Origin of the sequence: Gordonia sp. AC31 (assembly GCF_031844505.1) — a bacterium.
In the GTDB taxonomy this organism is placed as follows: Bacteria; Actinomycetota; Actinomycetes; order Mycobacteriales; family Mycobacteriaceae; genus Gordonia; species Gordonia hongkongensis.
Window position 1 is genome coordinate 1 of sequence record NZ_JAUZVK010000046.1, and the last position, 12158, is coordinate 12158.

General features: G+C 64.5%; 9 protein-coding genes. 4 read left to right on the forward strand and 5 right to left on the reverse strand.

Features of this window, described 5'->3' with window-relative positions:
• Positions 1-178: 178 nt before the first annotated feature.
• The 3 genes from Q9R39_RS23980 to Q9R39_RS23990 all read right to left on the reverse strand — a co-directional run bounded on the left by Q9R39_RS23980 (position 179) and on the right by Q9R39_RS23990 (position 2710).
• Entirely contained in the window at positions 179-1333 is a 1155-nt protein-coding gene (locus Q9R39_RS23980) for a TerC family protein (protein WP_078111954.1), read from the reverse strand.
• 202 nt (positions 1334-1535) lie between these two features.
• Positions 1536-2090, reverse strand: coding sequence for an HPP family protein (locus Q9R39_RS23985; RefSeq protein ID WP_078111953.1), 555 nt, complete (start codon positions 2088-2090; stop codon positions 1536-1538).
• Between the two features lie 134 nt (positions 2091-2224).
• Positions 2225-2710, reverse strand: coding sequence for a YqhA family protein (locus Q9R39_RS23990; RefSeq protein ID WP_078111952.1), 486 nt, complete (start codon positions 2708-2710; stop codon positions 2225-2227).
• 149 nt (positions 2711-2859) lie between these two features.
• On the opposite strand from Q9R39_RS23990, the gene Q9R39_RS23995 reads away from it, so the two are divergent.
• Entirely contained in the window at positions 2860-3222 is a 363-nt protein-coding gene (locus Q9R39_RS23995; protein ID WP_078112006.1) for a winged helix-turn-helix domain-containing protein, read from the forward strand.
• A gap of 157 nt (positions 3223-3379) precedes the next feature.
• Here the strand turns inward: Q9R39_RS23995 and Q9R39_RS24000 are convergent, their stop codons facing one another.
• A complete protein-coding gene (locus Q9R39_RS24000; RefSeq protein ID WP_311278404.1) occupies positions 3380-4072 on the reverse strand; it encodes a TrkA family potassium uptake protein in 693 nt (230 codons plus the stop codon).
• Complete coding sequence (locus Q9R39_RS24005) at positions 4038-5372, reverse strand: TrkH family potassium uptake protein (RefSeq protein ID WP_396275745.1); 1335 nt, start codon at positions 5370-5372, stop codon at positions 4038-4040. Before Q9R39_RS24005 ends, Q9R39_RS24000 begins: the two co-directional genes overlap by 35 nt.
• Positions 5373-6446: 1074 nt before the next feature.
• Between Q9R39_RS24005 and Q9R39_RS24010 the strand changes: the two genes are divergently transcribed.
• The 3 genes from Q9R39_RS24010 to Q9R39_RS24020 all read left to right on the forward strand — a co-directional run bounded on the left by Q9R39_RS24010 (position 6447) and on the right by Q9R39_RS24020 (position 11460).
• On the forward strand, positions 6447-8003 hold the full coding sequence (locus Q9R39_RS24010) for a proton-conducting transporter membrane subunit (protein ID WP_311278405.1): 1557 nt from the start codon (positions 6447-6449) through the stop codon (positions 8001-8003).
• A 74-nt stretch (positions 8004-8077) separates the two neighbouring features.
• Positions 8078-10552, forward strand: coding sequence for a DUF2309 domain-containing protein (locus Q9R39_RS24015; RefSeq protein ID WP_311278406.1), 2475 nt, complete (start codon positions 8078-8080; stop codon positions 10550-10552).
• Complete coding sequence (locus Q9R39_RS24020; protein WP_311278407.1) at positions 10549-11460, forward strand: DUF6671 family protein; 912 nt, start codon at positions 10549-10551, stop codon at positions 11458-11460. The genes Q9R39_RS24015 and Q9R39_RS24020 overlap by 4 nt, the downstream gene beginning before the upstream one ends.
• Positions 11461-12158 lie beyond the last annotated feature (698 nt).

Genomic DNA, 12158 nt, shown 5'->3' on the forward strand with positions numbered 1-12158 from the left:
GTCCCCTGTGTTCCCACTGCGCACCCGGCGAGAACGGCCATACTGACGACTGCGCGCAGATTGACGATCGACCGCCGACCTGCCGACCTGTATCTGGCTGGGCGAGGTGTGGACGGAGATTGGTTGGGCCAGAGCGGTATGGCCGTCCTCTGCTGTGGGTGCATATCTCGGTTGCTACTTAGGTGTGGTCATCGCTGGTGGCCTTGGGGGTTGATGGCGTGTTGGGTAGTGGGTGACCGTGTTGATGAGCGGCGTTGGCGGACTCGGCGTTCTGCTCCGAAGGTTCTGTTTCGTCGAGGAGGGTGGGCGGCGGAGTGTCGTCGTGGACGGGCCGGCGGCGCCACAGCGAGGTTGCTGTCCTCAGTTCGGTTTCGGTAGCGATGCGGAAGGGGCTGGCGGTGACTTCAGGTGCGCGGCGCCCTTGACCGCGGGTGGCGTAGAGGCTGGCAGCCACCGACGCTGCGAGGATGGTGGTGACGACGGTCAGCGAGATCAGGGTGGGGATGTAGATCACGTCGATCTTGAGGGCCATTTTGATGCCAACCCAGACCAAGACCAGAGCCAGACCGAGCTTGAGGTAGATGAAGCGGTGCAGCAGATCAGCCAGTAGGAAGTACATGGCACGCAGGCCGAGGATGGCGAAGGCGTTGGCGGTGAACACCAGGAACGGGATGTCGGTGACGGCGAAAATCGCGGGGATCGAGTCGACGGCGAAGATGATATCGGTGACTTCGATGAGGACTAGTACTGCGAGCAGTGGTGTGGCCAGCACCACTCCGGAGACGCGGACGAAGAACTTCTGGCCGTAGAACGCATCGCTCATCGGGACGTAGCGGGTGAACAACCGCAGTGTGCGTGACTTGTGCGGGTCAAGGTGTTCGTTGCGTTGGCGCAGCATTTTGTAGCCGGTCCAGATCAGAAAGGCCGCGAAGACGTAGAGGATGGCGCTGAAGCTGGCGATCAGTACCGATCCGGCGGCGATGAAGATGCCACGGAACACCAGGGCGCCAAGTACACCGAGAAACAGCACACGATGTTGCAGTTCGCGGGGGACGGCGAAGTAGGTGAAGATGATCGCCCAGACGAACACGTTGTCGACTGCCAACGACTTCTCGATCATGTAGCCGGCGAAGTACTGTTGGCCGAATTCCGCGCCCGCGAACGCCCAGATCAGCCCACCGAAGGCGATACCAATGCCTACCCATATCGCTGACCAGATCGCGGCCTCGCGGACGCCGATGACATGAGCACGGCGATGGGCGAAGAGATCGATCGCCAGCATGACCACGATGAACCCGAGCACTGCGGCCCAGGCCCAGAACGGAACAGACACTGTCACATACCTCCGGTGAGCTGTGTGCAGCAACGGTCTTTCCACCCCGGTGTTGTCGGTGTATTCGCCAGGCCCGCACACCTGGGCTGCGCTGACGACCAACGACTGCACTTGATGGATTTAGCTTGTGCTGCAGGAAGATTGATTTCGAACTACCGCGACTGTGTGTTATGCGGTCATATTCTAGCAAGGTGTGTCGGGTTCAGCGCACAGCGATGCAGCGGGCGCCGGGCACTGTGCGCGCCAGAGCGACTGCGATGCGGCGCTCGGAATCGTCAGCGAAGACTCCGTAGACGCTGACCTCGCCGTGTCGGACTGCGGCCACCCAGCGTCGGTTGCCGGTGTACTCGTCGAGGCGACGCTGCACACTGACCTGCAGTGCGTCGTCCGGGGTCAGGAACAGTCGCAGAAGGTCGCCCCGCGACACGATGCCGACCACCGTCGCTTCGGAGTCGACCACGGGAATACTACGCAAACCGTGACCGACCAACAGTCGGGTGATGTCACTGAGATCCTGGTCGATCGTGACCGATTGCGCCGGCGTCGCCATTACCTCCGCGACGGTCGTCACGGTGTCGTCTCGCTGACCACGAAGAACATCGCCACTGGTCAGCATGCCGACCAGCCGATGCGATCGATCGACTACCGGCAGCGCGGCATACCCGTGCTCAGCCAACGGCACCATCGCTTCGGCCAGCGCCGCATCGACACACACGGTGACTACGGGACGCTGCATCACCTCCGAGGCACTCATCATGTTTCTCCCTCTACTCGTACCGACGCAGTACCAGCGCACCACGTATCAGGAGATAATACACATGAATTGCACTTCCGGAATACTGTTGCGCTTATTTTGTGGGTGTCGCGGGGGCGGGGAGGAGGGGTGGGAGTTCAGTGGTCGCGGTGGCTGCTGGCAAAGACGAGCAAGAGGGCGCCCACGAGTGCGGTCGAAATCCCCAGGGCCAGAAGGTCGTCAGCGTTGGGTCGGGCGATGAGGCGTTCGAAGAAGCGAACGACCAGGACAAGTAGCAAAGTCCCGGCCACTCGCCCTTTGAGTTGGTCGAACGAGGTGGTGGTCAAGGCTGGCGGTAGGTGAAGATCGGCAACGAGTAGCTCCCACAGGCCGAACCCGACCATCAGCAGAACTGTCGCGAGCAGGATTGAGTCGATGCTTTCGAACAGCTTGACCAGCGCTCGATCCGAGGAGACGCCGTCCTCGGCAACCGCGGCGACGACGGTCACTGCTTTGGCAGCGGCCCAGAGGTAGGTCAGGGCCGCCAGCATCAGGGCGGTGAGGGAGCCGACGACGCTGACGAACCGTACGGCTTCGAGCTTCGGGCGGGCTCGAGAGGTCTGCTCGTGCGGACTGTGGTCCATCGCCGCTCCTTCGTTCTAGTGCTCACTGCGATGGCAGTCGAGGTAACCATACGGGCGAGCTCGCTTGCCTCGCATGTCGACTGGGGCGGGCGGATCGATCCGCCCAATTGGTGAATAGGGATACGGGAATTGCAGGTATACTGTCAGAGATGCGCACCAGCTCTACTGTCACCTCATCGCCGTTGCCCCCTGAACTCGCCGCCGCAGCAGGTGCTGGTGGCGGCGATGGCCAGAGCGTCGGCGCGCGCAGCTGGACGTTCCTCACTAACCACGCTCACGTGTTGCTCTGTCTGGCCAAGAACGAAGCGGTGACGGTGAGAGAGTTGAGCTTGCTGATCGGTATCACCGAGCGCGCGGTGCACACCATCATCTCTGATCTCGTGGAGTCGGGATACCTCATTAAGACCAAAGCTGGTCGCCGCAACGTGTACACGGTGTGCGAAGAGGGCCGTCTTCGGCATCCGCTCGAGGCGCACCACACTGTCAATGACCTCATCACCGCGTTGGATTGAAACGCTACGACGGCCTGTCCCGGCAGGGTGCGGCTCGTCGTGAGCTGATCTGTGACGCGTGAAGTCCGACGCACGGGAGTCTGTGGCGCTGCTGGTGTGAGGTGTGTCCGGGTCGGTAGTGTTCGAACTGCGAAGAGCCGTACCTGGGTGTTGTGGGCTAGGTGAGGTCGGCGAATCGTTCGGTGTCGTGAACTTGCCCTGAGACGATGATGGTGTCGCCGGCGGAGAGGATGGTGTCGGCGGTGGCGTAGGTGAAGCCTTCTCCGGGGCGTTTGATGGCTACGACTGTGACCCCGAAGCGTGAGCGGATGGCGGTGTCTGCGAGGGGCCGACCGAGGATGGAGGTCGGTGCCGGCGTTTTGATCATGGCGAAGCCGTCATCGAATTCGATGTAGTCGGTCATGCGGCCTCGGACGAGGTGCGCGACCCGTTTACCCATGTCGTGTTCGGGGCGTATCACGTGGTGAACGCCGATCTGGGTCAGGATTTTCGCGTGCGAGTACCTGATTGCTTTGGCCCAGATGGTGGAGACCTCAAGGTTGATCAGTGCCGAGGCGGTCAGCAGACTCGCTTCGAGGTCCGAACCGATCCCGACTACGGCCCGACCGTACTCGTGCACCGACAGTTGACGTAGAGCGTCTTCGTCGGTGGTATCGACAACTGCGGCATGGGTGAGACGGGACGAAAGCTTTTCCACGACCAATTCGTTGGAATCAAGACCGAGGACTTCGGTGCCGTGCTGCATCAGTTCGAGGGCAAGCGATGTTCCGAAGCGACCGAGGCCCAGGACGACAACCACATCAGAACTCTTGTGCCTAGCCAATGAGAGGCCTCTCTGTGGGAAGTTCATAGCGTCGTCTGTGCTGCCGGGCGGCCAAGGCGCTGACGAGTGTGATGGGTCCGATCCGGCCGAGATACATCAACACCACCAGTATGAGTTGACCCCACGCTGGCAGCGCAGCAGTGATACCGGTGGACAACCCCACGGTCGCGAACGCTGACGTGACTTCGAACAGCAAAGTGTTGAGGTCGAATCGGGTTCCGGCCAAGAGCACGACGGTCGGCACCACTACGAGCGCGACGCCGATGGCGGCAACGGTCAGTGCCTGACGTTGCAGTCGTGAGTCAATTCGTCGGTTGAACACCGTCACTGATTTCTCGCCGCGCACCTCGGCCAGAATGATGAACAGCAGCACCGCAAAGGTTGTCACCTTGATTCCTCCGGCGGTGCCGCCGCTTCCTCCGCCGATGAACATCAGTACGTCGGTGATCAGCAAGGTCGCTTCATCCATCTGGCTGTAGTCAACGCTGTTAAATCCGGCGGTGCGTGGCATCACGCCCTGGAACGCTGCGATGAGTACCTTCGACCCGAGAGCATACTGGCTCAGCGTGCCCGACCACTCCAGAGCGAGAACCGCAACGAAACCGGCTGCCAGCAGTATCGACGTCACCACCACGGTCACCCGGGTGTGCAGGCTCCACCGGCGGTTGCGGGCGTGGGCGGCGCGGTTCTGGCGTATCCGCCGACCAACCTCGAACAACACCGGAAATCCCAGCCCGCCGATGACCACCGCAATCATCAGCGGTACGCAAATCCACGGATCCTCGGCGAAGCCGATCATGTTGTCGCTGAACAACGCGAAACCTGCGTTGTTGAACGCCGAAACGGAGTGAAAAACGCCCAGCCACAACGCACGCGGCAACGGGATGTCGTAGCCGAAGGCGAATCTGGCCGTCAACGCGGTGGCAATGATCGCCTCGATAGCCAGACTCACCCGTACTACCCCGACAACGACCGCGCGTACCTCTCCCAGGTCGGAGGTGCGCGCTTCAGAAGCTGTGTTGAGTCTGGCCCTCAACCCGATCCGATTCGCCAGGAGCAAACCCACCAGAGAGGCCATTGTCATGATCCCCAAGCCGCCGACTTGAATCAGAGCAAGAATCACAGCCTGGCCAAACCTCGACCAATACGTGGGAGTGTCAACAACGGCCAGACCCGTCAGACACGACGCCGAGGTCGAGGTGAACAACGCCTCCATCACGCCCGCGCCCTCGACGGACTGGCGGGCCGCAGGCACCATCAACAAGGCAGTACCGACTGCAATGGCGGCCAGGAACCCCATCGCCACCACCCGCACTGGAGTGAACACCGCTCGAGCGGCACCGCCCCGCAGGACTCTCCAGGCGCGCGCACGCACAGATGCACTCACGATCGATCACCCTAGCGCCCTCCGGTCGGCCGCTGCAGGGATCGTGCGCGATCCGCGATCGGCGATGAGACCTCAACCGACAGACGCGGCACAATGCGGCCACGCTATGGACCCGAGTGTGCTCGAACCCCGTTGTCAGACATACGAATAGGCACGGACCGACCTGCACCCGGTCTCTGTGTCTTCACCAGATCCGTTCACAGGGTGGCTACACTGCACTATGGACGCGATCGAGTCGCTGTTGGGCTTCCGATTCCCCAGATCTCACCGAACGCCTCGTCCTGCCCGCAGGCGCCGTATCGGCATGGGCCTTGTGGTCTTCCTGTTATCGGCGACAATGATCATTTGCGCCGGCACGATCTTGGCGGCAGGACCCTCCCCTCACCCCGGCGCCTCGCAGCCACGTTGCGACTGCGAGTGAGCCCCAGCGCAGCCGCGTCAGTTCTGCAGCTATAGCGGCAGGGGCTGCGCGAGTCGAGTCTTGCACGCATGCGCCGAGCCCGCCCGCCTGGTGTCGAGAAACCCCTCGCCGAGAGGAAGTCGGGCCCGGGCGGCGGGCGGTCTGTGGAACCGCCGTCGCACGCTGCTGGCGTTTCCGTGCGATCGCATCGACGACGACACAGGTCACCAACCCGGTGAGGTAATTCCCCCCCCGGTTAGTTGTTCCGCATGGCCGACCGGCAATACGGGCCGACTGCGCAGAGATCGCATCGCCCTGTCGATCCGAGTCACCTACCCGCCCCCCACTCGCCTGCGTGGCTCGCTCGGTGATCCGCGCCTGTCCGACGAACATCACGGGCGCGAACCGTGAGTCCTTAACGGACACGCCAGCACATCCCGGTGATTGGTCACGACGGTCCACCCAGACCCATCCGACGTCTCACCACACACCCGACAGGCGTATCGCTAAGCGCGAAAACCCTCCCCGTCGGGCACTTCCGCATACCCATCCTTGACCGCAGCCCACTTCCTGATATACAAATCACGAAGAATAGTTCATGTATGGAGGTTCGTATGCCGGTGGAAGTGCTTGGACAGATTGCGTTGGTCAGCGCCATCGGGCTGCCGTTGACGGTGGCGGTAACGCGACCGCTCCTGTCGCCTGCGGTCCGTCGCGGCATGTGGTGGTCTGCGGCGGCCGCAGCGTTGGTCACAACGGTGGTGGTGCTGCTCGATGGACCGGTCTCCGTGTTGGTCGGTGGCAACGCCATCAGCCAGCCGGTGGTGGGGGTGATCGGCGATCACCTCACCGTCTGGTTGTTGCTCTTGATCAGCGGCGTGGGTGCAGTGGTTCACAGCTACGCCGGCCGGTATCTGTTCAGCGATCCACACGCGGGGCGCTTTGAGGTAGCCATGGCCGTCACCGTCAGCGCGATGGCGGTGGTGGCAACCTCGGCAACGGTCATCGGATTGATAGTCGGGTGGGTTGTCGCCGGGCTGGGGTTTGCCGCGATAGCGGGCTATCGTCAAGACCTACCAGGGGGGCCACGGCTGGTCGCATCTGTGCGCACCGCCACGCTGGTGGGGGACACCGCGCTTGTCCTGGCGGGGGTGGCAATCCTCGCTGTGGTGGGCAATCTCAGTCTGCACCCTGACGCGCTGCGCACGGCGGTCGACGATCTCGGCGCCTGGCATGGCGTGCTCGCCATGCTGATCGCCGTAGCGGTCCTCGCCCGGTGCGCGCAGGGACGGTTCCGCACCTGGCTACGGTTGACTGTCGCCGCTCCCACCCCGGTGTGCGCGTTGTTGCATGCCGGGGTAGTCAACGGCGGCGGAATCGCGATGGTCAGGCTCGGGCCACTGGCTGCATGGACGCCCGCGCTGATAGTCATTGCCGTTGTCGCCACCGCCACCGCAACCTGGTCCGGGCTGGCCATGGTTCGTCACCCCGATGTGAAGGGGCAGCTGGCGGCGTCAACCAGCGCTCAGATGGGGTTCATGCTCGTGCAGTGCACTGTCGGCGCATATCCAGCGGCGATTCTGCACCTCCTCGGCCACAGCCTGTACAAAGCTGCCCTCTTCTTGGCCTCCGGCTCACGCGTGCCGCCCCTGGCCACACCGCACCTGCCGCGTGCCACCCACACACCCGGACGGGTCGCCGCGGCGACCGTGGCCACCCTCGCTGCGCTCATTGCCGCCTCACCCAGCCTGCTCACCGGCCACATCTCTGTCGTCACCGTCTATGCCGCTGTCACTTCGGCCGCGATCGCCGCCGGATGGTGGCTGCGGCGGTCCCCCACCTCGGCTCGCCGCTGGCTATGGCCAGCAGGTCTGACTCTTGTCGCCGCGGCGTACGGGACCGTGGTGCACGCACTCGGTGGCATCATCGCGATCTCAGCACCGGCTACGGCCACTGGACTGTCTGCCTGGTGGCTTCTGGCGGTCGCCGCGTCAACCCTCGCGCTGACCATGATCACCAGCCGCTCGCCTCTGTCGGGGCGGCTACACACCGCGCTGATCAACGCCGCGCGCCCCCCCGCAGGCCCACGCCGGACCGCCCAGGCGTGCCCACCGGGCCCGCAACCCCAACCGGAGCCGACAACCACCGCCGATCTGGCGGTGCCACGCTGACCTCGCAACCGCCCCAGCCCCTTCAAAGATGCCGCAAAGCACCCTCCCGCAACGCTTCCCAGAAAGGCAGTCCCATGACCATCACCGATCCCATCTCCACCCACGACGCACCGCTCACCGAGCTGATCGAGCGCGCTGCGCGACCCATCCCCGTGCTCTGGCCCCTGCGTACAGCCATCGCGATCAACCCACTCTGGGACCTGCGCGACACCGACTTTGACAGCGCACTCGCCACCGCAGCGGCAACTCTGGGCATCGACGGATTGCCCTCACCGCAGCTCCTCGCCGACGCCTACCGCCGCGGTCGCATCACCGACATCGACCTGGCCGCCGCTCTAGCCGACCATTCCCCCCACCCCACCGATCTCCAGCCTTGTCCCCCGGCCCGAGCGCCACTCCGTACCCGGCTTCACACCCACCAACTTGCCGACGCCCTGACAGTGCTGGTCGACCTCGAGGTCAGTAAATGGTGCGCCACCTACATCGCCGGCACCACCGCCCACCCGAACTCAGGCTTCTACACCACCTGGCGCCAGTGGATGAGGTCTGACCGCGTAGCGCGACGCTGGGGCATTGGAGATGCCTACCGTCTTCCCGACACCCCGCATGAGGCCATCCTCAACGCGCTCTACCAGCTGAACCGAACCGACGACGACGAGCAACTCCTCGAACTCACCGCCCAGCTCGGCCGACTACCAGGGTGGGCGGCACATGCCAAGTGGCGCACGATGTGGGCGCCAGCCACCGAGACCACACCGGCCCTCGACCTCGTGAACTACCTAGCAGTGCGGTTGAGCTATGAGGCCACCCTCTACCTCGTTGCCCCCACCTCACCACTCGACGGCCCGCCCCTGCCCACACCCCTCGAGGACACCACCACCGCCGCCCTGCCCACCCCCACCGATCCCACTCTCGCTGCGACACTGCAACACCTGCCGCTGCGCACCCAACAACGGATCTGGCTGCACGCGTATGAAAATCACTACCGCGACCGCCTGCTCACCGCACTGAACCACGCCGATCGCACCGAACCCAGCACGTCGCGGCCACAAGCCCAACTCGTGTTCTGCATCGACACTCGCAGTGAAGGACTACGGCGCCATCTCGAAGCGCTCGGCGACTACCCCACCTACGGTTTTGCAGGATTCTTCGGCGTTCCTGCACGCGTTGAGCCCTGGCACAGTGATGATCGCCTCGATCTGCTGCCAGCACTTCTGACGCCCAGCGTCACCATCACCCAACAACCCACCGACCGGGCGCACGCCCGCCGCGCAACCGAAGCAACCGATGACCTGACCGCCGGACTATGGGCCCTACGCTCAGCTCAGAAGAGCCCCCTGGCCAGTTACCTGCTCGCCGAAGCCGGCGGCTGCCTGCTCGGCCCGGCCGCCTTCGCCCGCACCGTCGCCCCCCGAGCGGCATCGACAATCGCACACTGGCTACGCACCCGCATCACCCCCGACACCAACCTGCACTACCTCGTCAGCGGGCCCACCGCCCCCACCGATGACGAGCAAACCCAGTTCGCGGAAACAATGCTGCGCGCCACCGGACTGACCGACACGTTCGCACGTGTAGTGACACTGTGCGGGCACGGCAGCACCACCACGAACAACCCCTACGCCAGCGCCCTCGACTGCGGCGCCTGCGGCGCCGCTCGCGGCGCCACCAGCGCCCGCATAGCCGCCGCCATGCTCAACCGACCCGCCATTCGCATGCGGCTACGGGCCCGCGGAATCGACATCCCCACCGACACCGTGTTCGTCGCCGCCGAACACGACACCACCACCGACGTCGTCGCCTTCTTCGACACCAGTGTTCTCCCCGACACCCACCGCGCCGACATCGCACAGCTACGCGACGACCTCGCACGTGCCGGCCGCGCGCTGGCCGCTGAGAGAGCCACCGACCTGCCCGGGGCGCCACGACGCAACACACTGGGCCGCAACGCACACACCCACGCAGCCACCAGAGCCGCGGACTGGGCGCAACTCCAACCCGAGTGGGGCCTGGCCCGAAACGCCGCATTCCTCATCGCGCCCCGGCAGCTCAGCGCACCACTGAACCTCCAGCGCCGGTGCTTCCTGCACTCCTACGAACCCGACGCCGACACCACCGGCGCCACCCTGGAAGCCATCATGACCGGACCCATGGTGGTAGCGCACTGGATCAACGCCGCGTACTACTTCTCCACCGTCGACCCCACCGTGCTCGGCGCCGGAGACAAAAGCGCCCACAACATCATTGGAGAGATCGGCGTCTTTCAAGGAGCAGGCAGCGACCTGAAACTCGGCTTGCCCCATCAAAGCGTCTACACCACCCCCCACCGCCCCTACCACGAACCCATGCGTCTGCTCGTGGCGATCACCGCACCACGGCAGCGCATCGACGCCATCATCGACGCGCACCGCGACATCACACACCTCGTCAACGGCAATTGGCTGACCCTCGCCGCCCACGACAACGGAACCTGGTGGCTTCGCCGCGGCCACAACTGGGAGCCCTGGCACACGCCCACCGATCCCCACCAACTAGAGAACGAGCAATGACCACCTCTGCGCAGCAGCGACAACCTGCACCCCCACCTCCACGCACCTTTCCCTCACCTGCGACCCTCGACCACCCCTACCGCGCTGCGCGCATTGCCGTGGGCACCGCACACGGGAAACATCGGCAACTAGCCGGCGCGTTCGCCGACACATTCGGCGCGACGCTCGTCGTACCCACCGGACTCGACACCGACCAATTCGGCACCTTCTCCGGAGAAGTCACACGACACCTGACCGCACAAGACGCAGCTGTCGCCAAAGCTCAACTGGCCATGACCATCACCGGGATTCCTCTGGCCATCGCCAGTGAAGCCACCTACGGCAACCTCTACGGATTCATTCCCGTTCACGAGGAAATCCTGGTGTTCTGTGACCACACCCGCGGCATTCAACTCACAGAAACCACCCGAACCACCCTCACCCCCGGTCCACCACGACCGATCACCCAACCCGACGACGCCCTCCCCGCTGCAGCCACCTTCGGCTTCCCCCAGCAAGGTGCCGTCGTTTTCAGCCGCCCACCCCAACCTCCCCGCATCTTCGGCAAAGGCATCACCGACCCCGCCACACTGCACGCCACCGCTACCGATGCCCTCACACTCGCCCACGCCACGCCCCTCTACATCGGGCCCGATCTACGCGCACACCACAACCCCACCCGCCAAGTCACCCTCACCGAGGTCGCGCACACTCTGGCTACCAGACTGGCCACCCTCTGTCCGCGCTGCCGCTGCCCCGGGTACGGCACGATCGCCACCCAGCTAGGCCTACCCTGCCGCGAATGCAACACCCCCACCGACCAGCCGCACGCCGACATCCACGGCTGCCCACGATGCTCCCACCGCCACACCGTGCCACGATCCCCTCATCGGGCCGACCCCGGTGCGTGCCCAACATGCAACCCCTAGCACCGGCCAGAGGGGCACCACGACGAAAGCCGCTCAGTGTGGCGGTGGTGCGAGCAAAGGAAGGGAATCCGTCCCAACGGCCGCGGAATCGCGCACGGATCTACGGGAAACCGCACGGGTCGAGCAGACGTTGCGGCCTGCGCTGCGCACAGCCGGACCGGGACGCCACCGAAATGAAACGCGATCGCTCCACAAAAGGCAGACGAGAAAGGGCAGAGCAACGGGGCGCCGCCTTGGATGGGTCCCTGCTGGATGGAACCAACGACGCCCCGCGCCCGCAGTCGCGACGCCGTCTCAGGCGTCCGACCCACACTCAAAGGTAGTGCGCAGCGTGCGATTCAACGACGGCCCCGCCCAAGTGGACTCAACTTTTCACCCGCCCACACACGCCGAGAACCCCCCACCCGCCCCACGTCGAGGGTGACCGGCGACGGACTCAACGCCGAACCCCTACCCGTGCTACACCATCCCCCCCGCCTGAGCTGCCTGTTCGCCGCACGGGCACCACTGCCACTGGCCACGAGCGCGCTCCGACGACACGCATCGACTACCCCGGCCGGTTGGACAGACCCTCATCATGATCCCCCCGATCACCGACCCCGCCGTGAGGCGGCCGGTATTCAGAGGGTTCATTCTCGAAACAACTCCATGTCGGTCGGGGCTCGATGTCGGTGCGCGGCTCGGGCGCGCAGTTGCGG